Source organism: Marivivens sp. LCG002, from assembly GCF_030264275.1.
In the GTDB taxonomy this organism is placed as follows: Bacteria; Pseudomonadota; Alphaproteobacteria; order Rhodobacterales; family Rhodobacteraceae; genus Marivivens.
Genome location: NZ_CP127165.1, coordinates 392,652 through 416,735 on the forward strand (window position 1 = coordinate 392,652; position 24,084 = coordinate 416,735).

Annotated in this window: 24 protein-coding genes; 17 read left to right on the top strand and 7 right to left on the bottom strand. The window is 57.9% G+C overall.

The genetic code is table 11. The annotated features are described in order from the left end of the window. Positions 1-160: 160 nt before the first annotated feature. The 7 genes from boxC to QQG91_RS02065 all read left to right on the top strand — a co-directional run bounded on the left by boxC (position 161) and on the right by QQG91_RS02065 (position 8,268). Entirely contained in the window at positions 161-1,816 is a 1,656-nt protein-coding gene (gene boxC / locus QQG91_RS02035; RefSeq protein ID WP_285771317.1) for a 2,3-epoxybenzoyl-CoA dihydrolase, read from the top strand. A 75-nt stretch (positions 1,817-1,891) separates the two neighbouring features. Then, the gene (gene boxB, locus QQG91_RS02040; RefSeq protein ID WP_285771318.1) at positions 1,892-3,343 is read left to right on the top strand and encodes a benzoyl-CoA 2,3-epoxidase subunit BoxB; all 1,452 of its coding nucleotides are present in this window, start codon (positions 1,892-1,894) and stop codon (positions 3,341-3,343) included. A gap of 56 nt (positions 3,344-3,399) precedes the next feature. After that, positions 3,400-3,546: a hypothetical protein gene (locus QQG91_RS02045; protein ID WP_285771319.1), complete on the top strand. Its 147-nt coding sequence runs from the start codon at positions 3,400-3,402 to the stop codon at positions 3,544-3,546. 2 nt (positions 3,547-3,548) lie between these two features. Then, positions 3,549-4,736, top strand: coding sequence for a benzoyl-CoA 2,3-epoxidase subunit BoxA (boxA, locus tag QQG91_RS02050; protein WP_285771320.1), 1,188 nt, complete (start codon positions 3,549-3,551; stop codon positions 4,734-4,736). Further along, positions 4,736-5,149, top strand: a complete 414-nt coding sequence (locus QQG91_RS02055; protein WP_285771321.1) for an acyl-CoA thioesterase — start codon at positions 4,736-4,738, stop codon at positions 5,147-5,149. The genes boxA and QQG91_RS02055 overlap by 1 nt, the downstream gene beginning before the upstream one ends. An 81-nt stretch (positions 5,150-5,230) precedes the next feature. Then, positions 5,231-6,142, top strand: a complete 912-nt coding sequence (locus QQG91_RS02060; RefSeq protein ID WP_285771322.1) for a helix-turn-helix transcriptional regulator — start codon at positions 5,231-5,233, stop codon at positions 6,140-6,142. 65 nt (positions 6,143-6,207) lie between these two features. After that, on the top strand, positions 6,208-8,268 hold the full coding sequence (locus QQG91_RS02065; RefSeq protein ID WP_285771323.1) for a 3-hydroxyacyl-CoA dehydrogenase NAD-binding domain-containing protein: 2,061 nt from the start codon (positions 6,208-6,210) through the stop codon (positions 8,266-8,268). A 3-nt stretch (positions 8,269-8,271) separates the two neighbouring features. On the opposite strand, the gene uxuA is transcribed toward QQG91_RS02065, so the two are convergent. The 3 genes from uxuA to QQG91_RS02080 all read right to left on the bottom strand — a co-directional run bounded on the left by uxuA (position 8,272) and on the right by QQG91_RS02080 (position 10,968). Next, complete coding sequence (gene uxuA, locus QQG91_RS02070) at positions 8,272-9,474, bottom strand: mannonate dehydratase (RefSeq protein WP_285771324.1); 1,203 nt, start codon at positions 9,472-9,474, stop codon at positions 8,272-8,274. A gap of 102 nt (positions 9,475-9,576) precedes the next feature. Continuing rightward, positions 9,577-10,419 (bottom strand): asparaginase domain-containing protein, encoded by an 843-nt coding sequence (locus QQG91_RS02075; protein WP_285771325.1) that lies wholly within the window; start codon positions 10,417-10,419, stop codon positions 9,577-9,579. 57 nt (positions 10,420-10,476) lie between these two features. Next, a complete protein-coding gene (locus QQG91_RS02080) occupies positions 10,477-10,968 on the bottom strand; it encodes a hypothetical protein (protein WP_285771326.1) in 492 nt (163 codons plus the stop codon). Between the two features lie 128 nt (positions 10,969-11,096). Here QQG91_RS02080 and QQG91_RS02085 point away from each other — a divergent pair, with 128 nt between their 5' ends. After that, a complete protein-coding gene (locus QQG91_RS02085; protein WP_285771327.1) occupies positions 11,097-11,495 on the top strand; it encodes a DUF2177 family protein in 399 nt (132 codons plus the stop codon). A gap of 29 nt (positions 11,496-11,524) precedes the next feature. Here the strand turns inward: QQG91_RS02085 and QQG91_RS02090 are convergent, their stop codons facing one another. The 3 genes from QQG91_RS02090 to QQG91_RS02100 all read right to left on the bottom strand — a co-directional run bounded on the left by QQG91_RS02090 (position 11,525) and on the right by QQG91_RS02100 (position 15,997). Further along, positions 11,525-12,904: an aminotransferase family protein gene (locus tag QQG91_RS02090; RefSeq protein ID WP_285771328.1), complete on the bottom strand. Its 1,380-nt coding sequence runs from the start codon at positions 12,902-12,904 to the stop codon at positions 11,525-11,527. A gap of 71 nt (positions 12,905-12,975) precedes the next feature. Beyond that, positions 12,976-15,561, bottom strand: a complete 2,586-nt coding sequence (locus QQG91_RS02095) for an ATP-binding protein (protein WP_285771329.1) — start codon at positions 15,559-15,561, stop codon at positions 12,976-12,978. Positions 15,562-15,583: 22 nt separating this feature from the next. Further along, positions 15,584-15,997 (bottom strand): putative pterin-binding protein, encoded by a 414-nt coding sequence (locus QQG91_RS02100; protein WP_285771330.1) that lies wholly within the window; start codon positions 15,995-15,997, stop codon positions 15,584-15,586. A 421-nt stretch (positions 15,998-16,418) separates the two neighbouring features. Between QQG91_RS02100 and QQG91_RS02105 the strand changes: the two genes are divergently transcribed. Further along, the gene (locus tag QQG91_RS02105) at positions 16,419-17,021 is read left to right on the top strand and encodes a response regulator transcription factor (RefSeq protein WP_285771331.1); all 603 of its coding nucleotides are present in this window, start codon (positions 16,419-16,421) and stop codon (positions 17,019-17,021) included. Here the strand turns inward: QQG91_RS02105 and QQG91_RS02110 are convergent, their stop codons facing one another. Further along, on the bottom strand, positions 17,022-17,774 hold the full coding sequence (locus QQG91_RS02110; RefSeq protein ID WP_285771332.1) for a hypothetical protein: 753 nt from the start codon (positions 17,772-17,774) through the stop codon (positions 17,022-17,024). It abuts the gene before it with no gap. A gap of 84 nt (positions 17,775-17,858) precedes the next feature. On the opposite strand from QQG91_RS02110, the gene flgB reads away from it, so the two are divergent. The 8 genes from flgB to QQG91_RS02150 are packed head-to-tail and all read left to right on the top strand — an operon-like array spanning position 17,859 to position 24,079. Next, positions 17,859-18,248: a flagellar basal body rod protein FlgB gene (gene flgB, locus QQG91_RS02115; RefSeq protein ID WP_285771333.1), complete on the top strand. Its 390-nt coding sequence runs from the start codon at positions 17,859-17,861 to the stop codon at positions 18,246-18,248. Positions 18,249-18,250: 2 nt separating this feature from the next. Continuing rightward, the gene (flgC, locus tag QQG91_RS02120; protein WP_285771334.1) at positions 18,251-18,673 is read left to right on the top strand and encodes a flagellar basal body rod protein FlgC; all 423 of its coding nucleotides are present in this window, start codon (positions 18,251-18,253) and stop codon (positions 18,671-18,673) included. Between the two features lie 11 nt (positions 18,674-18,684). Beyond that, complete coding sequence (locus tag QQG91_RS02125) at positions 18,685-19,362, top strand: flagellar hook assembly protein FlgD (protein ID WP_285771335.1); 678 nt, start codon at positions 18,685-18,687, stop codon at positions 19,360-19,362. 24 nt (positions 19,363-19,386) lie between these two features. Further along, positions 19,387-20,664: a flagellar hook protein FlgE gene (locus tag QQG91_RS02130; protein WP_285771336.1), complete on the top strand. Its 1,278-nt coding sequence runs from the start codon at positions 19,387-19,389 to the stop codon at positions 20,662-20,664. A 24-nt stretch (positions 20,665-20,688) separates the two neighbouring features. Then, positions 20,689-21,444, top strand: a complete 756-nt coding sequence (locus QQG91_RS02135) for a flagellar hook-basal body complex protein (protein WP_285771337.1) — start codon at positions 20,689-20,691, stop codon at positions 21,442-21,444. 57 nt (positions 21,445-21,501) lie between these two features. Continuing rightward, positions 21,502-22,290: a flagellar basal-body rod protein FlgG gene (flgG, locus tag QQG91_RS02140; protein ID WP_285771338.1), complete on the top strand. Its 789-nt coding sequence runs from the start codon at positions 21,502-21,504 to the stop codon at positions 22,288-22,290. Between the two features lie 11 nt (positions 22,291-22,301). Beyond that, entirely contained in the window at positions 22,302-22,958 is a 657-nt protein-coding gene (locus QQG91_RS02145) for a flagellar basal body L-ring protein FlgH (RefSeq protein ID WP_285771339.1), read from the top strand. Between the two features lie 2 nt (positions 22,959-22,960). Continuing rightward, positions 22,961-24,079, top strand: coding sequence for a flagellar basal body P-ring protein FlgI (locus tag QQG91_RS02150; RefSeq protein WP_285772300.1), 1,119 nt, complete (start codon positions 22,961-22,963; stop codon positions 24,077-24,079). The last annotated feature ends 5 nt before the right edge of the window (positions 24,080-24,084 follow it).

The window sequence follows — 24,084 nt, forward strand, 5'->3', positions numbered from 1 at the left end:
TTATAATGCAATTATGCATGAAAGTGCAGAAGTCATTCATGATTTAAGCCATTGTTTTTATGCAATTAAATATTGATCTGCATTATTGTGCACTTTCTTGTTTACCTATGCACTAGAATGCACTACAAACCTCTCAACACGAAGCTCAGGGGAGGGCATCATGACCCAAGTTATCGATTTTCAAACCGACCCGTCCAAGTATCGCCACTGGCGTGTGGACTTTGACGGTGACGTTGCAACTGTTACCATGGACGTCGACGAGAACGGCGGCCTGTTCGAAGGGTATCAACTCAAGCTCAACTCCTATGATCTCGGGGTCGATATCGAGCTTGCGGACGTTGTCCAGCGCATGCGCTTCGAGCATCCCGAAGTCAAAGTCGTCGTGATGAAGTCGGGCAAGGACAAGGTCTTCTGCGCAGGTGCGAATATCCGCATGCTGGGCGGTGCGGCCCATGCCCACAAGGTCAACTTCTGTAAGTTCACCAACGAAACCCGCAACACCTTTGAAGCAGCCGAGGCCGACAGTGGTCAAAAATGGATCGCAGCGGTCAAGGGTGCCTGTGCAGGGGGCGGCTACGAACTGGCGCTCGCTTGCAACCACATCATGCTTGTCGACGATAGCGCGTCCGCTGTTTCGCTTCCCGAAGTTCCGCTTCTTGCCGTTCTTCCGGGCACCGGCGGTCTCACCCGCGTCACCGACAAGCGCAAGGTGCGCCGTGACCGCGCCGACATCTTCTGCTCGATCGAAGAAGGTGTGAAGGGCAAGCGCGCTCAGGAATGGAAGCTCGTGGATGAAGTGATCCCGACCTCCAAGTTCGACCAAACCGTCGAAGCCCGCGCCAAAGAATTCGCCGCTGCCTCGACCAAGGCAACAGGCAAGGGTATTGCGCTCAACCCGCTGCAAAAATCGGTTTCGGCTTCGGGTATTGCTTACTCGCTCGTTGATGTTGCCATCGACCGCGAAGGCCGCAAGGCGACCATCACGCTTTCGGGTCCCGACAGTGCCGCGGCTTCTTCGATGGACGAGGTCGTTGCTCTGGGCGATAAGGTGTATATGCTCCGTCTGGCACGCGAGCTTGACGATGCGATCCTTCATCTGCGTCTGAACGAAATGGAGCTTGGCCTTCTCGTGTTCCGCACCCAAGGCGACCCCGAGCTGCTCGGCGCTCACGAGGCTCTCTTGACCGCGAACAAGGATCACTGGCTCGCCAATGAAATCCTTCAATACTGGAAGCGCCTGCTCAAGCGGATCGACGTGACCTCGCGTTCGATGGTGGCTCTGGTCGAGCATGGTTCGTGCTACGCCGGTGTTCTGGCCGAGCTGCTCTGGTCGGTCGACCGCAGCTACATGATGGAAGACGAGTTCGAAGGCGATAACCGCCCGATCGCAACCGTGACCCTGTCCGAGACGAACTTTGGCCAATACCCGATGGGCAACGGTCTGACCCGTCTTGAGACCCGCTTCCTTGACGAGGCCGATACGATCGAATCCCTCAAGGGCAAGATCGGTGAAGCTCTGGAAGCAGCAGAGGCGGATGAGGCCGGTCTTGTGACGATGATCCTCGACGACATCGACTGGGAGGACGAGATCCGTATCTTCATGGAAGAGCGCGCGTCCTTTAGCCCCGACGCCATGACGGGTCTTGAAGCCAACATCCGCTTTGCTGGCCCCGAGACGATGGAGACCCGTATCTTCGGTCGCCTCACCGCTTGGCAGAACTGGATCTTCAACCGCCCCAACGCCACGGGTGCAGACGGCGCGCTCCAGCGCTACGGCACGGGTGTTCGCGGCGACTACAACATGCAGCGCGTGTGATTTTCACGGGCGGGCTATGGTGCCCGCCCGTTTCATTCGTCCGGCGGGATTGGTCCGGACACAAGGGAGAGAACGATGCTTGATCTCATCAACGTAAGTTATGACACCCAGATCCCGAACAACGTGGGTCTTAGCGAGGACAAGAAGGTCCTCAAAGCTCTGGAGAAGTGGCACCCCGGTTATATCAACTGGTGGAACGACCTCATCCCCCAGAACTTCCAGAAGTCGATGGTTTACCTGCGCACGGCGGTCTCTGTTGACCCCAAAGGATGGGCCAAGTTCGACTATGTAAAGATGCCCGAATACCGCTGGGGCGTTCTTCTTGCGCCGCAGGTCGAAGACCGCGTGATCCCGTGTGGTGAGCATGCTGGTCAAAAAGCATGGCAGGAAGTGCCGGGCGAATACCGCAACATGCTCAAGCGCCTCATCGTCATTCAGGGCGACACCGAGCCGGGTTCGGTTGAACAGCAGCGTTTCCTTGGTCTGACCGCGCCGTCGCTTTATGACATGCGCAACCTGTTCCAGGTGAACGTAGAAGAAGGCCGCCACCTCTGGGCGATGGTCTACCTTCTCCAGAAGTATTTCGGTAAAGACGGCCGTGAAGAAGCAGATGAAATGCTGATCCGTTCGTCGGGATCGGAAGAAGCACCGCGTATGCTTGGTGCTTTCAACGAAGAGACCCCTGACTGGCTCTCGTTCTTCATGTTCACCTACTTCACCGACCGTGACGGCAAGATGCAGCTTGAATCGCTGGCCCAGTCGGGCTTCGACCCGCTGTCGCGCACCTGCCGCTTCATGCTTACCGAAGAAGCCCACCACATGTTCGTGGGTGAAACGGGCGTAGGCCGCACCATCGAAAAGACCGTAACGGTGATGAAGGAAAACGGCATCGATGATCCTTATGACATAGACAAGATCCGTTCCTTTGGTGTGATCGACCTTCCGACCATCCAGAAGAAGCTCAATCTTCACTATACGCTTTCGCTCGACCTCTTCGGTCAGGAAGTTTCGACCAACGCCGCTAATGCGTTCAACGCAGGCATCAAGGGTCGTTACATGGAAAGCCGTATCGACGACGACCACAAGCTTCAGGGTGCAACCTATCCGGTTTGGAACTTCGTCGACGGCAAGCTTGTCCGCGAAGAAGTGCCTGCACTGACCGCGATCAACATGCGTCTGCGCGATGACTACACCCGCGATGCGGCCGGCGGCGTAGGCCGTTGGAACAAGATCATCGAAAAAGCCAGTATCCAGTTCGAACTCAAGCTTCCCCACGAAGCCTTCCACCGTCAGATCGGCGTGTTTGCAGGTCTCACCTTCAACCCCGAAGGCCAGATGATCTCGAAAGAGGCCTATGATCTGGGCATGAAGGACTGGCTCCCGACCAAGGCGGACGGTGACTTCATCCAGTCGCTCATGAAGCCAGTCTATGAGCCCGGCCAGTATGCGTCGTGGATTGCCGCGCCCAAGGTCGGCATCGACAACAAGCCCGGTGACTTCGAGTACGTCAAACTGCACATGGCCTAAGGGCCAATCGGGCGGGCCGAGGAGGGCCCGCCCATTCCAGAAGGGAGGAGGACATCATGATCACTCGCACTGTGACGACTATGACTGCTAATTCACCCGCGTCGGGCATCTGTCTGGATTGTCCGAAATGTCAGGGCTCGTGCTGGACCGCATTCGAACTTGCGACTGTTCCGCCGACCGTGCTCAAATCCAAGGGCAAGTGAAAATGAACAAGCCGCTCAAACAACACCTGATCGACCCCGAGATCTGCATCCGCTGCTATACCTGCGAGATGACCTGTCCCGTGAATGCCATCGTGCATGACGACAACAACGTGGTTGTCGATGCCGATTTGTGCAACTTCTGCATGGATTGTATCCCCGTATGCCCGACGGGTTCGATTGATGAGTGGCGCGTTGTGAGCGAGCCCTATTCGCTTGACGATCAATACGGCTGGACCGAGCTGCCCGAGCAAGAGGATCTCTCGGGTGACGAGGCCGATGTCGGCCTTGAAGCTATGGACGAAGCGATGGCCGCACTCCTCGCCGAGGCGCACAAGGGCGCTGGCGGCAAGGCCAAAGCGCCCAAGACCGCGGCCAAAGCGTCGATCAACCTTTACAATCTCGGCAAACCTGCCACAGCAACGGTGCAGGGCAACTATCGCTTGACCGATGCCGAAGACAACGACGTCCGCCACATCATCCTTGATTTCGGCGGCCTGCCGTTCCCTGTGCTCGAGGGCCAGTCCATCGGGATCATCCCGCCGGGCACTGCGGATGACGGCAAAGCGCATCTGCCGCGTCTCTATTCGGTATCCTCGCCCCGTGATGGCGAGCGTCCGAACTACAACAATCTGTCCTTGACGGTAAAGCGCGAGCCGAATGGGCTGTGCTCCAACTATGTCTGCGACCTCAAGGTGGGTGACAAGGTTCAGGTGACGGGACCTTTCGGCTCGACCTTCTTGCTGCCTTCCGATCCGAATGCCCATCTCATGATGATCTGCACGGGCACGGGCTCTGCGCCGTTCCGCGGCTTTACCATGCGCCGCCAGCGCGAGAACTCGGGGATCGACGGCAAGCTGTCACTCTATTTCGGCGCGCGCACGCCCGAGCACCTTCCTTATTTCGGGCCGCTGAAAAAAGTGCCTGAAAACTTCCTCAAGAAGCATTTTGCCTTCAGCCGTCAGGATGGCCAGCCCAAGGCCTATGTTCAGGACAAGATCCGCGAAAATGCCATCGAGGTTGCGCAGTTGCTGCAAGACCCCAAGGGCTATATCTACATGTGCGGCAAGAAAGAGATGGAAGCCGGTGTTGAACAGGCGCTCTCCGATGTTGCGCGCGGGATCGGTCTTGAATGGACCACTATCCGCGATGCGATGCGCGAAGATGGAAGATACCACGTCGAGACCTATTGATGTTCGAACATGAAATCCGCGTCACCTGGGGCGATTGCGACCCTGCCAAGATCGTCTACACAGGCCGCCTTCCATGGTTTGCGCTGGATGCGATCAATGCCTGGTGGGAGCATCACCTTGGTGACGATTGGTACCGGATGGAGCTTGACCGCAATGTCGGCACGCCCTTTGTCCATATGTCGCTCGACTTCCGCTCGCCCGTCACCCCGCGCCATCGGCTGAAACTCAAGGTCTGGCCGACCAAACTCGGCGAGACTTCGATCGGCTTTCACGTCGATGCCTATCAGGACGGCAAACTCTGCTTCGAGGGCGATTTCGTGAATGTGTTCATCGTCGCGAAAGAGTTCCGCAAGGCGCCTCCGCCACAGGACATTCGCGATATCGTGACGCCTTTGCTGCGCCCCGCCAAGTAATCCTTTTTTCTTGTCGTTTCGGGTTGAGGTTACGCAGTTTTTCGCTAGGTTGTTGCACTATATTTCACCGTATGGCGCAGAATGAGCGAAATCACCAATTTCAAGGGCGAAGTGGCACAAGTTGCAGACACCGACCCCGAAGCATCGGCAGACGCATTGATCAAACGCGTGGGCGAACGCGTTCGTTTCGTGCGGGAGCGCAAGGGCATTCCGCGCCGTGTGCTCTCGGAAATGTCGGGTGTTTCGCCGCGCTATCTTGCACAGCTTGAAGCGGGTGAAGGGAATATTTCGATCGGCCTTTTGCAGCGTGTCTCGACCGCTTTGGGTCATCGCATCGAATGGCTTTTGTCCGAAGACGACCCGTGGACATCCGAAGTCATCCAGATTGCCGACCTCTATCGCGTCGCAAGCAAAGACGTGCGTCAGCAGGTGCGGGACATCCTTGCGCCTGCGGGCAACGAAGGCCAACGGGGCAATCGCGTTTGTCTCATCGGTTTGCGAGGGGCGGGGAAATCCACTTTGGGTGCCTATGCCGGTGCAGCCTTTGGTGTTCCCTTTGTCGAGTTGAACCGCGAGATCGAGTCGCAAGCGGGCATGCCCGTCAATGAGGTGCTCGCGCTTTACGGCCAAGAAGGCTATCGCAAGCTCGAAGCCCAAGCGCTCGAGCGCATCATCGCGACCCATGACAGTGTGTTTCTTGCGGTGGCAGGTGGTATCGTGGCAGAGCCCGATACCTATAAAACGCTCCTTGCGAATTTCCACACAATCTGGGTCAAGGCGACACCGGATGATCACATGTCCCGTGTGCGTGCGCAGGGGGACACCCGTCCGATGGCGGGTAATCCCGAAGCGATGGAGCAGCTCAAGTCGATCCTCACCAGCCGCGAGGCCCTCTATGCCCGCGCCGAGGCGCAGCTCGATACCTCGGGCAAATCGGTCGAGCAGAGTTGCGAAGATTTGTTTACCCTCATCCGCGAGCGCGACTTCTTCTAGACTTGCTTTTTTGCTGTGCACTATATTACATGTTGTGGAAATATAGCGCACATGGAGGGTAGGCTATGTCGGTGCACTGGCGTCGTGAAGGCAATGTCGGGTATGTGACGCTGGATAATGCTCCGGTGAATGCCATCGGACTTGAAATGCGCCAAGGGCTGGATCGCGCCGTGACATGGGCCGAAAGCGAAAGGCTCACGAGGGTGATCGTCACGGGGGCGGGTTCTGCCTTTGCGGCGGGGGCCGATGCGCGTGAATTCGGCGCGCCGCCTGTCGAACCCCATCTGCCTGATGTGCTTGCCCGTATCGAGACCTCTTTCGTTCCGTGGATCGCGGCAATCAACGGCGTTGCGCTTGGCGGCGGGCTCGAGATTGCCTTGGCCTGTCGTTACCGCATTGCCCATCCCGATGCCAAACTCGGCCTGCCCGAAGTCACTCTTGGCGTTGTTCCGGGGGCAGGCGGGACGCAGCGCCTTCCGCGTCTTGTCGGCATGCAAAAAGCACTCGAGCTTATCCCGACAGGCAAAGCCGTTTCCGCCCAAGAGGCCAAGGACATGGCGCTGGTTGATCTTGTGTCCGACACGCCTCTGATCGAAGCAGCGATGGTGGTGCCCGAGCTTCTCGATCAGATCGTGCCGCTTTGGGAGCGTCCCGTCGATCATGTGGTTTCGACGGACGCGGCTATTGCAGCCGCCCAGAAAAAGCAGCCGAACCAGATCGCCCCGCTCGAAGCGATCCGTCTTGTCGCGCTTGCCGCAAGTTCGGAGTTTGCAGAGGGGATCAAGGAAGAGCGCCGCGTTTTCATCGAGCTTCGCTCCGGCACTCAGGCCAAAGCCCTCCGTCACGTCTTTTTTGCCGAGCGTGCGGCCAAGGCGCCGAAATGGCTGACGGCTGCGCCCAAGCCGATTGCCAAGGTCGCAGTCGTCGGCGGCGGCACCATGGGTGCAGGGATTGCCTATGCTCTTTTGAGCGCTGGTCTCACGGTTGTCACGCTTGAAACCGATGCCGAGGCCGTCGAGCGCGCCAAAGCCAATGTCGGGAAAATTCTGGGCCAGAGCAAAGCGCGCGGTTTCGTGTCCGATGCACAAGAGGCCGAGATCCTTGGCCGATATACCGCAAGTGATGATTACGGTGCGGCGTCCGATGCCGATCTGGCGATCGAAGCGGCCTTCGAGAGTATGGAGGTCAAGAAGACCGTCTTTACCGCACTTCAGGCGGTTATGCCGAGCGATGCGGTGCTCGCCTCCAACACCTCTTACCTTGATCTTGACGAGATTGCGGCCTGTCTCGATACACCGTCGCGGCTTGTCGGGCTTCATTTCTTTGCCCCCGCGCATGTCATGAAACTTCTGGAGATCGTGCGCGGCAAAGACACTTCGGACACTGCTTTGGCGACGGGCTATGCGCTCGCCAAGCGCTTGCGCAAAATTCCAGTTCTGGCGGGTGTCTGTGACGGCTTTATCGGGAACCGCATTCTCCAGCGGTATCGCGAGGCCGCCGATACGGTGTTCATGGACGGCTCGACCCCGTGGGAAGTGGACGAAGCCATGGTCGAATTCGGCTATGCGATGGGCCCTTACGAGGCACAGGACCTCTCGGGACTTGATATCGCCTATGCCAATCGCCGCCGTCAGGACGCAACGCGCGACCCGAACCGCCGCTATATCCCCATTGCCGACCGCATGGTCGAACTCGGCAAGCTCGGGAAAAAGACAGGCGCGGGCTGGTATCGTTATCCGGGCGGTGCTGGCAAGGTCGAAGACCCGATCGTCGCGGACCTTGCTCTAGAAGAGAGCCATTTCGCGGGGCGCACCCGTACCGATTATAAACCCGATGAAATTCGTCGCCGTCTCTTGCTTGCCATGATCAACGAAGCCGCCGCCATTCTCGAAGAGGGGATCGCGCAATCGGCGCAGGATATCGATATTGTGACGGTCTTTGGCTATGGCTTCCCGCGCTGGCGTGGGGGGCTCATGCACTATGCCGATACGCTTGGCGCAGCGCAGATCCTTGCCGATCTCGAGGCACTTTGCCAAGAAGACCCGCTTGTCTGGAAACCGTCCAGGGTCATCGTGGACTGCGCTGCCAAAGGCATCACCTTTGCCGATTGGACGCCCGAGGGGTAACCCTCAGGCCATCCGCTCGAACGCCCGATAAAGCCCGCGCAATTCGGCAAGTCCCTTGAGGCGGCCTATAGCGGGGTATCCGGGCTGGGCCTGTCGTCCGATGTCGTCGAGGATATCCTGACCATGGTCGGGACGCATCGGGATGGACCAGTCGGCGCGGCCGCTTTCTTTGCGCCGCTTTTCCTCGGCGACGATGGCCTGAACCATGCCGACCATATCGGTGTGGCCACTCAGGTGCTCGTCTTCGAAGAAGGAATTCTTGATCTCGGTGCCCTCGATGCAAACGTTCCTGAGATGGAGGAAGTGCACCCGATCCGCGAGCAGTTTGAATATCTCCGTCGGGTTATTGTCGGGGCGCGCCCCGAGCGATCCTGTGCAGAAGGTCACACCGTTTGCAGGCAGATCGACCGCATCCAGCACTTTGCGATAATGTTCGGCCGTCGACATGACGCGCGGCAGACCAAGAAGCGGAAACGGCGGGTCATCGGGATGGCAGCAAATCCGCACGCCGAGCTCTTGGGCCACTGGAGCCACTTCGGAAAGAAAATCAATCAGATGGCGGCGAAGCTGGTCCTCTGAAATCGCATCATATTCGGCAAGGTGGACACGGACGTCTTCGAGCGAGAAGCTCTCGGCTGCACCGGGGAGGCCGAAAACGACATTGCCCGCGATCTGCTCGCGATCGGCTTCGGTCATTTTGGAATAGCGTTCCGCCGCGGCATCGACCACGGTCGGGGAAAAATCCTCGGCCGCGCCTTTGCGCGCCAGGATATGGATATCGAAAGCAGCGAAATCGATCAGGTCAAAGCGCATACAGCGCGCACCGCTGGGCCGTTCCCATTGAAGGTTGGTGCGAGTCCAATCTAGAACAGGCATGAAGTTATAGCAAATCACCTCGATCCCTGATGCGCGTAGATTGCGCATGGAAATTTTCCAGTTTTCGATGTGCTCTTTCCAATTACCGCGTTGCTTTTTGATGTCTTCCGAAACGGGCAGCGACTCGACCACGGTCCATTTGAGTGTCGACGGGCGACCATCTGCACGGGTCTCGATTTGGCGTTGACGCAGTGCGATCTCTTCGGGCGTCCAGACCGTTCCGGTCGGAATATGATGAAGTGCAGAGACAACGCCTTCGACGCCCGCCTGCATCATGTCGTCAATGCTGACCCTGTCTTTGGGTCCAAACCAGCGCCAAGCCTGTTCCATGTCTCGTTCCTTTGAAGCTCATGCTTGTGTCATACAGTGCGGCATGATGGTTGACTAGTATGCAAGACATCGGAGAATTGAAATCCTTGCGTCTGTGGCATGTCAGTTCAGCCAAAGATGCACAAGCGCGGCCTCGGGCGTTTCGGCACCGCCGTTCTCGATACCAAGAGACCAAAGCCCCGCCCCTGCGGCATAGGTTCCGGGGGCCAACCCACCCGTCAGGCATTGGCTTACGGCGCGAAGACGCAGGCCTTTGGCCACGGCCTCTTGCAATACGCCTAGGAGTTCGGGGTCAGAGGCCGCCGTGCCCGACCCGAAAAGCCGTAGAACTGCCCCGTCCAGATCGCTCAGCATGGCGCTCAGGGTCTTGGCCTTGAGGCCGGGGGTGAGGGTCAGGACGGCGAGGGCGCGGTCGTCAAACCGACGCCGTTTCGGCGCGTGTAGCGCCAGAGAAGCGACGCTTGCGAAAGCATCTGCCTTGTGCGTGTCGGTCTTGGCGAGGCAAGCTGCGGGCAAAAGCGCTCCGGCAAAAGCCAGATGGACGCCCTGCACGTCCTTGATGGCAGTGAGCGCAAGATCAAGATTGGTCTCGGCATCGCCGTCCATTCCAAGCGGTATCATTGACCCGGTAAGAATGACGGTGCGCTCTGTTCCTGCGAGAGCCTGCGCAAGCGCTGTGCCTGTATAGGCCATCGTATCCGTGCCGTGCGTGACGATGACGCGGTGGTCCGGATATCGGTCGAGGGTGTCGAGAATCAGGTTCCAATGGGCCGGACCGACATCGGCACTATCGAGAAGGGGCGCAAACACCTCGACCGCGAGACGATCACTCGGGTCAAGACGCGTGACGACGGCCGTTTCCACAAGGCCCGTCATCGGCGCAAGGCCGTTTTCGGTCGGGGCCATGCCGATTGTGCCGCCCGTGTGGATCAGAAGAATGTCCAAAGCCTGCCTCCCTTTTCTGCCATATATGGCTAAACGTCTCGGGGGGCGGGGTGCAACCTATATCGGCTTGTTCTCAGGAATTTCACGGCGCGGGCTAAGGGCAAGACAAAGCGCGGGGTCGTCCAGCATCGCGCGAACCACATCGCGCCACTCTTCACCCGTTTTGGCGCAAAACCCGTCGATCCCAAGCTGCGCCCGCCCATCGCGCGCGGCAACGGCGATCATCGGGCAAGGGGGGCGATAGCTTGGATCATACCCCCCTGCACCGACGGTAAAGATATCCGCATGATCGGCCCATTTCACAAAATGCGAGTTCGGACATGTGCGGATTTGCGCGACAAGTCCGAGCTGATCGACGCTTTGCGGGAGACCGCTTTGGGCACCCGACACGATCAGGATCGGCTCGGACGGATGGTCGGCGATATCGGAAAACCAGAAGACGAGCATTTCGAGCGCTTCGTCCTGAAAACCTGTTGCGAGGATGACGGGCCTCCAGAGTTGCGAGGCACGTCTTGGGGGCGTCGGGTCGAGTTGAAGGGCGGTGGACATGGCGATCTCCTTTTGCGGGCTCCTGCTATTGGGCCCGAGGGATGTTAAATCCCCGTTAATTGGGACGCCTTGCTTTCTGGACTTGTGAAATTCCCGCTCTAAGTCCTGAGGCATATAAGGAGAGTTTCATGCAAGTCGCAGTGACCTATTTTGCCAGTCTGGTTTTCTTCCTTGCCGTGGATGCAGTGATGTTGCGCGTTTTCATGGCGCCGCTGTTCGAAAAACATTTAGGGGATTGGATGGCCGATCCGCTCCGAATGGGGCCGGCCGCAGTATTTTATCTCGGGTATATTGCCGGTCTTGTCTATCTCGTGGCGCTCCCTGCTCTGCGCGAGGGCGATCCCGTTCAGGCGTTGGTCGGCGGTCTCGTGCTTGGCCTGATGGCTTATGGAACCTACGAGTTCACCAATTATGCGACTTTGGCCCGTTGGAGCATGCAACAGGTGGTTATCGACACCATTTGGGGCGGGGTGCTGACAGGCGCCACGGCTTGGGTCGGTGTAATGGTTGCGCGCAGCTTAGGATAAACAAAGGGCCCCTTTCGGGGCCCTCTCTCTTACACGATCTTGGCAAGTGCCCTATCAACGGCAGCCGTTATTTCGTCGATGTCATCGGGACCCGCGATCAGGGCAGGTGCGAAAAGGAGCGTGTTGTTGAAACCGGGCATGGAGCGGTTGGACGCGCCGATGATGATCCCCTGTTTCAAACAGTCCGCAACCACTCCCATCACCAGTTTTTCATCAAGCGGTTCGCGGGTGTCGCGGTCCTTGACAAGCTCGGCCCCCGCAAAGAGTCCCTTGCCGCGCACGTCACCGATGATCTTGTATTTGTCCATAAGGGCGCGAAGGTTATCCTGAAGCCTCTCGCCCATGCGTTCCGAATTGCCGCAGAGGTCTTCGGTCTCGATGATCTTCATGTTTTCGAGTGCGGCGACGGGACCAGCGGTGCAGCCGCCAAAGGTCGAGATGTCGCGGAAGTAACCCAGCTTATCCGTCTCGTCCTTGAACTTGTCGAACACGGCTTCGGTCGTCACACAGCAGGAAATCGCGGCATAGCCCGAAGCCACGCCCTTGGCCATGGTGACGATATCGGGCTGGATGCCGTATTGCTGATAGCCGAACCATGTGCCAGTGCGGCCCAGACCGCAAACCACTTCGTCGATATGAAGCAGGATATCGTATTTGCGGCAGAGTTCCTGAACGCGCTCCCAATAGCCCTTGGGCGGTGTGATGATGCCGCCGCCTGCAGTGATCGGCTCGAGGCAGAGCGCGCCGATCGTGTCCGCGCCTTCGCGCAGGATCACCTCTTCGATCGCGCGGGCCGAGGCTTCGGCATAGGCTTCGCCGCTGCTGCCGTCCTGAGCGCGATATTCGAGACAATGCGGGATTTCGACAAATCCAGGGGCAAAGGGGCCGTATTGGGCATTGCGTTCTTGCTGCCCGCCCGCCGAGAGGCAAGCAATCGTGGTCCCGTGATAGTCGCGGTCGCGATAGAGGATTTTGGATTTCTTGCCGCCATAGTGTTTGTGGCTGATCTGGCGGACCATCTTGAACGCTTTCTCGTTCGCCTCCGAGCCCGAGTTGGCGTAATAGACGCGGCTCAGACCGGGCATCTTCTCGATCAAGCGTTCCGCGAATTGGGCGCCCGGAATGGTGCCTTTGGCCCCTGCGAAATAGCACATTTTCACAAGCTGGTCGCGCACGGCATCGGCGATTTCGGTGCGGCCATAGCCGACGTTGACGGTCCAGACCCCACCCGACACGGCATCAAGGTGTTCTTTGCCTGTTATGTCCCAAACGCGCATCCCTTTGCCTTCGACGATGATCTGGGGATCTATCGCCTCAAAGGGTTTGTGCTGCACAAGGTGGTGCCAGACGTGGGCTCTGTCTGCTTTGATGATCGCGGACGGATCGTTGTGAAAGGCAATCGAGTTCATAGCGGCTGACTCCAGCGGGAAAGAATTTGATCATAATCAAACGCCGCTGTGCCGCTAATGCAAGCCTGAAGTTAGTGGCTATGCTGGTGCGTTCCGATTTCAACCTCGAGAGCGACGCGCGTATTCTTCCAGATCGTGCGCAGATCGGGCAGTTCGAAGCGCATCTGTTCGGCTTTGCCCGTCTTGCCCAAAGTTTCAAGCCAGCGCAGTTTGTTGGCAAAGCTGTCCGCCCCGAACATGGCGCTCGATCCCGCCATTTTATGGACGCTTGCGATAAGGGTCTCGTCAGCGGCGCTTTCGACGGTCGCGTAAATCTCGTTGAGGATCGTTTCTGTCTCTTCGATATACTGGCGGACAAGGTTCGCAACGCGCTCGCCCCCAAGATCGCCCGCAAGTTCAGTCAGCATCGCTGCGTTGATTTGGGATGGCATCGGTCGTTTGGTCTCCACGGTTTCGACAGGCTTGAGGCTCGGCTTGCTCTGGATGAGATCATTCAAAGCCTGCCGCGTGATCGGTTTGATCAATGCATCATCCATGCCAGCTTTCTGGAAGCGCTCGATATCGGCGGGCAGCGCATGCGCGGTTAGCGCGATAATGCGTGTTCCCGACGATTTTCCACCGGATTCGCGGATACGTTGGGCGGCTTCGACTCCGTCCAGTTTCGGCATCGAGATATCCATCAGGATCAGATCGAAATGCTCGCGGTCCGCAAATTCGGTGCCTTCGAGACCGTCATGGGCCAAGGTGACTTGGTGGCCTTCGCGGACCAGCATTTCCTGAACCACAAGGCGGTTGATCTGGTTGTCCTCGACCACAAGGATATTGAGGCTTTGGTTTCGACCCGAAAGCGAGACAAACTCTTTGCCTGTGCCGACGGACTTGGGCTCGACAACGCTCAGGACCGGGAGAGGTATGCGGAACCAGAACAAGCTTCCTTCGCCGCGCTCGGACTCTGCGCCGATCTCGCCGCCCATCGCTTCAACAAGTCGTTTCGCGATCCCGAGCCCAAGCCCCGTTCCGCCCGAAACGCGTGAATAGGACGTATCGAGCGTCACGAAATCATCGAAAATACGGGCAAGATCCTCTTCGGTGATCCCGATACCCGTATCGATGACGCGGAATTCGAATTCGTTGCTGCTCGGGTGGCGCTCGACCTCGAGACGGATGACGCCGTTGTGCGTGAATTTGATCGCGTTCGAGGTGAGGTTCAGCAGGATTTGACGCAGCTTGATCTGGTCGCCCAGAACGGTTGCGTCCTCGGCCCCGATGATTTCCATCTCGAGCACGTCGTTGTTGCGCTGGGCCTGACCCTTTTGCGAGTCCAGAAGCTCGGTCAAAAGCGGCGCAAGAGCAAAGGGGGCTTGGGCGATCTGGACAGGTCCGGCGTCAAGACGCGAAACGTCGAGCACGTCATTGACATGGTGCAAGAGCAAGTTGCCCGATGTCTCCATGATCCGCAGAAGATACTTCTGTTGATCGGTCATTTCGCTGTCGCGCATCAGTTCGATGGTGCCCAGAATACCGTTGAGCGGGGTGCGCATTTCGTGGCTCATGACAGCCAGAAGATCGGCCTTGGCTTTCTCGCCTGCCAGTGCTTCATCGCGGGCACGCAGGAGTTCTTCTTCGTTCTGGACCTGACGCGAGATGTCCCGCAGGAACGAAACAAAAAGCTGACGGTTGCCTGCTTTCGCCTCTGCGATCGAGAATTCGCAAGGGAAGATTTCGCCGTTCTTGCGCATCGCCTCGAGCTGGACGTGACCACGTCCCACCACGCGGCGGGTATGCTCTTTCTGGTATCGCTTCATCCCTGCCATATGCGCTTTGCGGTATTTCGGCGGGATAATGAGATCGACAATCGGTTGTTCCATCGCCTCGTCACGCGTGAAACCGAAGATGCTCTCGGCCGCGCCGTTGTATTCGACGATCCGACCCGTTTCATCGATCACGATGACGGCGTCGAGCGTCGAACTCACCATTGCCTGAAGACGGGCAGAGGTCTGCTTGTTCTGGAGCGAGTTGAGTTGCGAAACGCGGTAAAGCTGGAACAGAACCAAGGCGAGAATGATCAGGGCCATAACCAGCGCGATAGTTATACCTGCGACGCGCGAGAGCGTCAAAAGCACCTCGAGACGCGTTGCATCCGAGACTTTGGCAAAATGCGTGATCCCGATAAGCGCCACTTGCCGCACAAGAGGGCGTATCCCTTCGGCAAGTAGATCGAGTTCGGGAAGGCGCGCAGTCAGCGTCTCGTCATCCAGATCGATGATCGCCGCCGCCTGATCGAGCAGGTTTTGTGCCGCAAGGAGCGGCGCGTTGAAATCTGCGGCATTGCGCAGCTCGGCGTAGATCTTGCCCTTGGCGATGGTGGAGACACGGCCATAGAGGATGTCGAAACGCGTTCGGACGAATTTGAGGTCGGGCTCGTCCTGGGCCAGCGAGTCCTGTGTTGCCACCTTGAAGGAGAGATACTCCACCTCCATCTGCGCAAGCGTCCATTGGACGTTGTCGGAGGCGGCGGTCGTCTGGCTCTGGATTTTGTTGCTGACGCTGAGACCGAGATACAAGATCGTCGCAACGGATATCATCAGCAGAAAACCAAGAGCGCCGGCTTTGACCCAGCGCCCATCGATTTTGAAGTTGCGTTCTATCCGAGGCATCCGCCCGTTTCTCGAGGTTGGTTTATTTGACGACCTCGATCTTACTCAATTGCCAGATGCTGCGCGAATAATTTATTTCAGTTTGATACTCGGGGCCTTCGTCATAGGGGAAGACGATCCAGAGCGGTCCCTTGTCCCGAAGCGACATCGGCTCGCCGAAGTTGTGATAGGCCATAAGCGCCCGCGAGCTCTTCATTTCGTTGATCGGAATATCGATCGCATAGTCGTTGACTGCAGTGGCGGTGATATAGCTCCCCTCGGCACCGATGCTTTCGAGGAAATCGAAAAGAGGCACGCCCGTCAGCACCTGAACATCATCGGTCCAGATCGTGGTGGTTTTATAGGTCTCCGAGGGCATCGCCTCTAGCATTTCGAGGTCGAAGACCGCTGCGTCACCTTGGTTGGTTGATTCGATTGAGCCCGTAACGGTGAGCACAATCTCACCTTGTGGGGTTCCGAGATCCGCTGAAGAAGCGGGCGTTGTCAAAAATGCGCCAACAAAAGCAAGAGTTGTGGCAATAACGGTGGCGTTCAATCTAGGCATTGTTTAATTTCTCTTTGTGAGCGTCTAAGCGGCACTTATCGCACCGTTTTGGTTAGTGGTCATGAATTCAAACGACTAATCATATATCCAAAAGTATATGTTAGGTCGACATAAGATGGGTTTGTTATACCGTTAGCTTCGTTGGGGAGGCTCGGTTTACCCGATACACAGAACTTAGGTGTAGTTTTATTAGTTCATTCTGCTTTTATAGGCTGTTCCGAAGGCGATAATTCAACCGGACCGCCATACTTTCGGCCAATTTTGGTGCCAAAAAGACGGCAATTGTTCGGTAAACTGTTAAAGGTGAAGTACTATGCGAGTTTTGATTGCAGACGATCATGATCTTGTCAGAGAGACGATCGGCGCATTTTTGATTGCAGAGGGTGTGGTCGAGGTGAAGACCGCGGCGACCCTTGATGATGCTCTTGATGTGGTCAAAGAGACCGGCTCGTTCGATGTGGTTCTTCTGGACTACAACATGCCCGGAATGAAGGGGCTTGACGGTCTCGCCGTGATGAAACAGGCCAATGGCAATCGTCCTGTTGCGATCCTTTCGGGGACGGCGACGCGCGATGTAGCCGATGCCGCGCTCAAGGCGGGTGCTGCGGGATTTGTGCCCAAAACCCTGTCGTCCAAATCGATGGTCACTGCCATTCGGTTCATGGCTGCGGGCGAAACCTATGCTCCGTTCGGCTTCCTGCAAGAGGCCCCGACTGCGGGTGACGGGCTCTTGACCCGCCGCGAAACGGACGTGCTGCGCGGTATTTGCGACGGCAAGTCCAATAAGGAAATCGCGCGTGACCTCGATCTTCAGGAAGTCACCGTGAAGCTCCACGTAAAAACTCTCAGCCGCAAGCTTGATGCGCGTAACCGCACTCAGGCAGCCATGATTGCTCGGGACCGTCATTTGGTCTAATCACTCATCCGAGAACCCCGGCCCAAGAGCCGCAAACAAGGCGCTGCTATCTTCGAGTGAGGTAGCCGCCTTTTTTTGTTTCTTGGGTTTGGGAGCGGGTGCAATCTCGCCGACATCGACGGGTTGAGCGTCACTTTCCGAACCTTCCTCAGACACCATGTCGTCGCTCGTCAGCTCGGGGAAGGGCGTTTTTTCATCGATAAAGACCGCTTCGGCTGGATCGAGTTCGATCGGGTCGGCCAAGGCGACAAACTCCTCGCGCTCACTTGTGCCTTCGACGTCAAGCAATTGCGCCATATCGTCGACAAGGGCGTCTGTGTCGAAATCCGCGATGCTCGCTTCGATGACAGGCTCTTCGGCGGGTTCTTCATCAGAAGTGTCGGCCCCACCGCCGAACTGGAGCAACATGGCCGCATCGCTCAGATCGAGCGTCATCATCGACATCTCTTTCTTTTTCTTGGGCTTCGGTGGTGGCGCGGGTTCGGGCTCCGGCTCGGGAGCAGGTTCCGGCTCGGGCTCGGGTTCGGGAGGCTCCAATTCTTCCGGTTCGACAACTTCCACAGGCCCAAGAGTGAGAAGGGCAAGGATAAAGGCTCTGAGCGCCCGTCGTTCCTTGCCTTGCTTTGAGTTGGTATAAAGCGCCTGAAGGATGTCGAGCGCCTCGTCGCGGTCCTGATCGAGGACTTGATCGAGCAGCATTTCCACCTGTTCCGACAATGTCTTGTGACGGGGCAGGCGTAGTTCGATCGACATTTTTTCCCTCGGTTCAAAAGTTGGCACTGTGCTTGCAGTTCAGTCCGCGAAGACCTCTGTCCAAACACGAAACCGGCATTCACCATGACGACAAGCATCAAAGATAGTTTAGCCGTCCATTCCCAGGCTCTCCTTTTGCGCGGGCAACGGAACAATTTGATTGCGTCCAACATCGCGAACGCGGCGACCCCCGGTTACAAAGCGCGTGATTTCGACTTTGCGACCGAGATGACCAAAGCCGTGGGTGCGGGCGAGCTTCGTGTCAGCAACGCCCGTCATATGGCCACGACAAGCGGCAACACGGGTGTCGAGCTTGGCTATCGACAGTCCACGATGCCTTCACTCGACGGCAACACGGTCGAAATGTCGGTCGAACAGATGGAATTCGCAGAAAACACCGTGCGCTACCAAGCCTCGCTCGAATTTCTCAACCGCCGCATTTCCGGCCTCATGAGCGTCATTCGCGGAGAGTAATCATGGCAGGCAACCTCAATAACGTCTTTGATCTCGCGGCTGGCTCGATGTCGTCGCAGCTGGTGCGGATGAACACCATTGCTTCGAACCTTGCCAACGTCGGTACCGTCGCGAGCACCGCGGATCAGGCCTATAAAACAATGCGCCCCGTCTTCGAGACCGAATTCAATCAGGCGCTCGGCTCGCGCGAGTTTCTTGCTACGCCGCGTGTCGAAGAAATCGTCGCGCTCGATCGCGAGCCCGAGCAGCTTTATCGCCCCGACCATCCCAAGGCCAATGAGGATGGGTTCGTCTTTGCGTCAACCGTGAACGTCGAAGAGGAAATGGTCGAAATGATGGAAGCGAGCCGCCAGTACCAGAACACGCTCGAAGCGGTTTCGACGCTGCGCGACCTTATGGCCCGCACCGTGAACATGGGAAAGTAAGGTAGAACGCAATGGTAGAGATCAGCCCGACCTCGAGCTATTACTCCAACTCGGTTTCCGACAATAAAAAGGGAAACGAGGGCGGCGTGCTGGCCCAACAGGATTTCCTGACGCTGCTGACGACCCAGCTTCGGAACCAAGACCCGCTCTCGCCGATGGAGAACGCAGAGTTCCTCGGCCAGATGGCGCAGTTCTCGACCGTAGAGGGCATCGACCGCGTGAACGCGACCCTTGGTCAAATGAGCGCGGCGGCCAACAACAACAGCAGCCATATCGCGATGGCCGCCAATCTTCTCGGGCATTCGGTTCTTGTGCCGGGCAATACCGCGCGCCCAGATGCCGAAGGCAACATTCACGGCGCGGTCGAGCTTCCTTCGCGGGCCAGCGATGTGGTCGTTACCTACAGCAACGTCGAAACGGGCGAGACGCTGCATTCGCAATCCCACGGAATCCAGAGCCAAGGGCTCTTCGGGTTCACTTGGGACAATGTCCCCGACAGTATCGTGGAAAACCGTGACAAGGTCCGCATCACTGTCACCGCCAAAACCGACGAGGGCAATCTGATGCTCGACCCGTCGGTCTATGCCAAAGTGACGTCGGCCATCGGTGGCCCGTCTTCCCCCAACATCGTGCTTCAGGTCGAGGACTATGGTGCCCTCGATACGCTTGAAGTGACGGCCTTTCGCTAATTCTCAGGATCGGAGACCCCAGCCATGAGTATGACCACTGCACTTTCCGGTTTGATTGCCGCACAGAACGACATTTCGACCACTTCGAACAACATCGCGAACGTCGGCACGAACGGTTTTCGAAAAAGCCGCGTCCAGTTTGCGGACGAATTCTACACCACTCCGCTTGGTGCATCGCGCAAAGCCATCGGCGGCGGCACGCACGTGCAAAGCGTTTCGGTGCAATTCGGTCAGGGTAACTTCATGGCTTCGGGCAACACGCTCGACCTTGCGATCCAGGGTTCGGGGTTCTTCTCTGTCGGTGCGACCATGACCGAAGAAGGCCGTGCGGTCGAAGTGGCATATACCCGTTCGGGCGCGTTCAACCTCAACCAAGATGGTCAGATCCTAGACGGCCTCGGTCGTCCGATGTTGACGTGGCCGGTGGCCGAAGACGGCAGTGCGCTCGAACAGTCGATTGCCGCCGCACGCCCCGTTCACGTGCCGACCTCGCGCGGGGTGGTGAAAGCGACCGAGAACATCAATCTCCAGATGCGTCTTCCAAGCGACGACACCATGCTCAACCGTCAGGACGCGGTGCCGCCGACCAATGCTTTTGATCCGATGGACCCCACGACCTACACCTTTACGACGACCATTCCGATCACCGATAAAGCGGGCGACTCGATGGAGGCGCAGGCCTATTTCATCAAGACGGACAGCCCCGATGCGCTTGATCCCACCAGCACCTTTGAACTTCGTCTCTATGTCGACGGCGTCGAGCAGCCTGCATTCGGTTCGCCGGACTCCTTGATCAAATTCGATGAATTCGGTCTTGTCACGCCTGCGGATGCGACCTTTAACATGGGCACGCCGCAAGGTAGCTGGAACGTCAGTTTCACAGGCTCGATGCTCGAGCCCCAGACCGCAGCCGTAAAGAGCGCCAAGCATGACGGCGCAAACTCGTCGGGTCTGAGCAACCTCGAAGTCGACGAGTCGGGCACGATCTGGGCGAACTACGGGATCGAAGAACGTCTCGCTCTTGGTCGCGTCGCCATCGCGAACTTCGCCAATCCCAACGGACTGCGCCAGCTTGGCAACGCAAGCTATGCCGCCACCGCTGAATCAGGCACGCCCAAGATGGCGGCCGCAGGCAAGGCGGGTGTCGGCGTGATCCAGTCGGGTATGCTCGAGCGCTCGAACGTCGATCTCACGGACGAGCTTGTCTCGCTCATCTCGGCGCAGCGGAACTATCAGGCCAATGCCAAGGCGATGGAAACCTCATCGTCCTTGATGCAGACCATCCTGAACATCCGCAGCTAAGACTAGGCGAGAAGGAGACATCCCATGGACCGCATGATCTATACCGTTCTGAATTCGATGCAGAACTCCCAGACGCTGCGGTCCGTCTCTGCCCAGAACCTCGCCAACCAGAACGTTCCGGGTTATCGCAAGGACCTTGTGACCGACAGCTCCTCGGCAAAACTGGGTTTTGCCGAAGGGTTCGAGGCGCGGGCTTTTCAAACCTCTCGCGCAGGCGCGGATTTTTCGCAAGAGGTCGGGTTCATGAACCAGACCGGCGATCCTTTCGACATCTCGATCAGCGACAAGGGTTATTTCTTTGTCCAGGAAGGAAACTCGGAGATCGGACTTTCGCGGCGCGGGGACCTGCGCACGGATAAAGACGGTCTCTTGCTGAATGGTGCAGGTGAGAAAATCCTCAATCAGGCTATGCAGCCGATCACCCTGCCGCCCTATAAACGCTTTACGATCAACGAGGTCGGGGAGATCCTGATCACACCGCTGGATGCGCCCGACGGGTTTCAAGAGGTCGTTGCCACAATAGCCACCGTGGTGACGGATCAGCCGCTTGAAAAGGGCTATGACGCCCTGATCCGCCCGATCAACGGACCTATGCCGCGGCCCAATCAGCTTGCTTCGGTCCAGCAAGGTGTTCTTGAAGGCTCCAACGTGAACATCACGGAAGAGCTGATTGCGAACATCGATCTCCAGCGAAACTTCGAACTGAACATGAAGATGGTGTCGACCGCCCAAGAGCTTGATGAAGCGGGCACGCGAATAATGCGGCCTGCCCAGGGCTAACTGGCACGTGGCTTGCAGCATGAGGGGTAAGATGTCCCTCTGAGGAGCAAAGCCGATATGTCCACCAACGCCATGCACGTCGCCAAGACGGGCCTCAACGCACAGCAGACCCGACTTCAGGTCATTGCCAACAACCTTGCCAACGTCAACACCAACGGCTTCAAGCGCGACCGTGTTAACTTTGAGACGCTCCTGTATCAGGTGCAGCGTCCGGGCGGGGATCAAACCTCGGAGACGACCAACCTGACGTCGCCGTTGGCGCTGGGCACGGGTGTGTCGGTCGTGAGCACCGACAAGCTCTATACCCAAGGCGCCTTGATGGACACAGGCAACGCTCTTGATATCGGGATCGAGGGGCAGGGGTTCTTGCAGGTTCTGCTCCCCGACGGGCGGATCGGCTATACCCGTGACGGCGCGCTTTCGATGAACCAAGAAGGCACGCTCACCACATCGAGCGGTTATATCGTCCAACCCGAACTCGCGATCCCCCAAGGAGCGAATTCGATTTCGATCTCGGCCGATGGCATCGTCAGTGTCGTGATGCCCGGCGAGACAGAGCCGCAAGAAGTCGGACAGCTCACGCTTGCCAATTTCGCCAACCCGCGCGGTCTTGAACCCATCGGTGAAAACTTCCTCGTCGAAACGATTGCTTCCGGCCCCGCCATCGTCTCCGCCCCGCTTGCCGATGGCGCAGGCGAGCTGCGGCAGGGCATGCTCGAAGGGTCCAACGTCAACGTCGTGCAAGAGCTTGTCGATATGATCGAGACCCAGCGGGCCTACGAGATCAATTCCAAGTCCATCTCCGCTTCCGACGAGATGCTCCAATACATGTCCAACAAGCTTTGATCGGTAAAATGATGCGCCTCTTCTCTGCCCTTGCTCTTGTGTCTCTTGCGGCCTGTTCGACCTATACGCAGGAAAAAGAGTCCCTGAATTATCAGCCCGTTTTCCCCGCTGACCAGCACTATGCGGCCTTTTCCGAGCCGACGGGCGGCATTTATGCCAACGGGGCTCCGGGTCTGTTCGTGATGGACCGCCGCGCCGGCAAAGTCGGTGATGTGCTCACCGTCGAACTCAACGAGCGCTTTACCGCCTCCAAGACCCAATCGGCAGGCGGAAGCCGTTCGGGCGACTTCGAGATCGATCTTCCCAATGCGCTTTCCGCAAACGTTGATGGTGCCGATTTCACCTCAGGCACCTCGCAAAGTTTTTCGGGCAACGGCTCGGCCTCGCAGTCCAATTCGCTGCGCGGCAAATTCACCGTTCAGGTCGTGCGTATCCTTCCCGGCGGATTGCTCGAGATCATGGGGGAAAAGCGGATGACGCTGAACCTTGGTCACGAATACATTCGCCTGACGGGTATGGTGCGCCCCGAAGATATTTCCTCCGATAACATCGTCGCTTCGGACCGCATCGCCAATGCACGCATCGAATATGTCGGCGCAGGCGATACTGCGGATACGGCCCGCCAAGGCTGGCTTCGTCGCGGCATGAACGCAGTGAGCCCGCTCTGATGATCCGCCGTTCCCTTTTCCTCGCTTTTTGTGCTCTGTGGCTTGCTTCGGTGGCTCAGGCGGACCGTCTCAAGGACATGACATCGATTGCCGGTGTCCGCTCTAACCCGCTTGTCGGGTATGGGGTCGTCGTCGGTCTTTCGGGAACGGGGGATGGCAATTCGGGTCTGACGCTGCAATCCATGCAATCCATGCTCTCGCGCATGGGGCTCACCGTCGATGTGGGCGATATCAATGCCAAGAACGCAGCGGCCGTCATGGTCACTGCCGATATGCAACCCTTTCTAAAGGTCGGGCAAGAGATCGACGTCACCGTTTCGACCGTAGGTCAGGCCAAGTCGCTTCAGGGTGGCACCCTTTTGATGACGCCTCTCATGGGCGCGGATGGCGAGATTTACGCCATTGCCCAAGGCAATCTCATCGTCGGCGGTATGGGCGTCGAAGGCGCTGATGGATCCTCGATCACCGTCAATATTCCCACTGTGGGCCGCGTTCCGAATGGGGCTACGATCGAACAAATGGTTGAAAGCCCGTTCCAGGAAAGCGACCATCTGATGCTCAACCTGAACCGCGGTGATTTCTCGACCGCCGCAAGCGTTGCCCGCGCGATCAACGACGTCTTCGGCCCCGAAGTCGCTCTTGCGCTCGACGGCACGTCGATCCGCGTTCGGGCGCCGTTCGATGCGGATCAGCGTGTTACCTTCATGGGGCTACTTGAAAACATCGAAGTGACCCCTGATCGTCCCTCTGCCCGCGTAGTCGTAAACTCTCGCACGGGAACCGTTGTCATCGGCGGTGAAGTTCTCGTCTCGCCAGCCGCCGTCACGCACGGCGGACTGACCGTCCGCGTGAACGAAGATTTCAACGTCGACCAAGGCGCCGCTGTTGTCACAGGTAACGGGGCGACTGTCGTGGCTCCGACCGATCCGACCGTTACCCCCGACTCCGGTATCGCCGTGGATCAGCAAGAAGCCCGCGCGTTTCTCTTTGATCCGGGCGTGTCGCTTTCTTCTTTGGTCGACGCGATCAACGCGGTCGGTGCCAGTCCGGGCGATCTCGTCGCTATCCTCGAAGCGCTCCGCGAGGCGGGTGCGCTGCGGGCGGAACTTGTCGTGATCTGAGGTGA

Bases quoted from the DNA above. Each gene is read 5' to 3' on its own strand.
- boxC (WP_285771317.1), top strand. From the start codon at position 161: ATGACCCAAGTTATCGATTTTCAAACCGACCCGTCCAAGTATCGCCAC.
- boxB (WP_285771318.1), top strand. From the start codon at position 1,892: ATGCTTGATCTCATCAACGTAAGTTATGACACCCAGATCCCGAACAAC.
- QQG91_RS02045 (WP_285771319.1), top strand. From the start codon at position 3,400: ATGATCACTCGCACTGTGACGACTATGACTGCTAATTCACCCGCGTCG.
- boxA (WP_285771320.1), top strand. From the start codon at position 3,549: ATGAACAAGCCGCTCAAACAACACCTGATCGACCCCGAGATCTGCATC.
- QQG91_RS02055 (WP_285771321.1), top strand. From the start codon at position 4,736: ATGTTCGAACATGAAATCCGCGTCACCTGGGGCGATTGCGACCCTGCC.
- QQG91_RS02060 (WP_285771322.1), top strand. From the start codon at position 5,231: ATGAGCGAAATCACCAATTTCAAGGGCGAAGTGGCACAAGTTGCAGAC.
- QQG91_RS02065 (WP_285771323.1), top strand. From the start codon at position 6,208: ATGTCGGTGCACTGGCGTCGTGAAGGCAATGTCGGGTATGTGACGCTG.
- uxuA (WP_285771324.1), bottom strand. From the start codon at position 9,474: ATGGAACAGGCTTGGCGCTGGTTTGGACCCAAAGACAGGGTCAGCATT.
- QQG91_RS02080 (WP_285771326.1), bottom strand. From the start codon at position 10,968: ATGTCCACCGCCCTTCAACTCGACCCGACGCCCCCAAGACGTGCCTCG.
- QQG91_RS02085 (WP_285771327.1), top strand. From the start codon at position 11,097: ATGCAAGTCGCAGTGACCTATTTTGCCAGTCTGGTTTTCTTCCTTGCC.
- QQG91_RS02090 (WP_285771328.1), bottom strand. From the start codon at position 12,904: ATGAACTCGATTGCCTTTCACAACGATCCGTCCGCGATCATCAAAGCA.
- QQG91_RS02095 (WP_285771329.1), bottom strand. From the start codon at position 15,561: ATGCCTCGGATAGAACGCAACTTCAAAATCGATGGGCGCTGGGTCAAA.
- QQG91_RS02105 (WP_285771331.1), top strand. From the start codon at position 16,419: ATGCGAGTTTTGATTGCAGACGATCATGATCTTGTCAGAGAGACGATC.
- QQG91_RS02110 (WP_285771332.1), bottom strand. From the start codon at position 17,774: ATGTCGATCGAACTACGCCTGCCCCGTCACAAGACATTGTCGGAACAG.
- flgB (WP_285771333.1), top strand. From the start codon at position 17,859: ATGACGACAAGCATCAAAGATAGTTTAGCCGTCCATTCCCAGGCTCTC.
- flgC (WP_285771334.1), top strand. From the start codon at position 18,251: ATGGCAGGCAACCTCAATAACGTCTTTGATCTCGCGGCTGGCTCGATG.
- QQG91_RS02125 (WP_285771335.1), top strand. From the start codon at position 18,685: ATGGTAGAGATCAGCCCGACCTCGAGCTATTACTCCAACTCGGTTTCC.
- QQG91_RS02130 (WP_285771336.1), top strand. From the start codon at position 19,387: ATGAGTATGACCACTGCACTTTCCGGTTTGATTGCCGCACAGAACGAC.
- QQG91_RS02135 (WP_285771337.1), top strand. From the start codon at position 20,689: ATGGACCGCATGATCTATACCGTTCTGAATTCGATGCAGAACTCCCAG.
- flgG (WP_285771338.1), top strand. From the start codon at position 21,502: ATGTCCACCAACGCCATGCACGTCGCCAAGACGGGCCTCAACGCACAG.
- QQG91_RS02145 (WP_285771339.1), top strand. From the start codon at position 22,302: ATGCGCCTCTTCTCTGCCCTTGCTCTTGTGTCTCTTGCGGCCTGTTCG.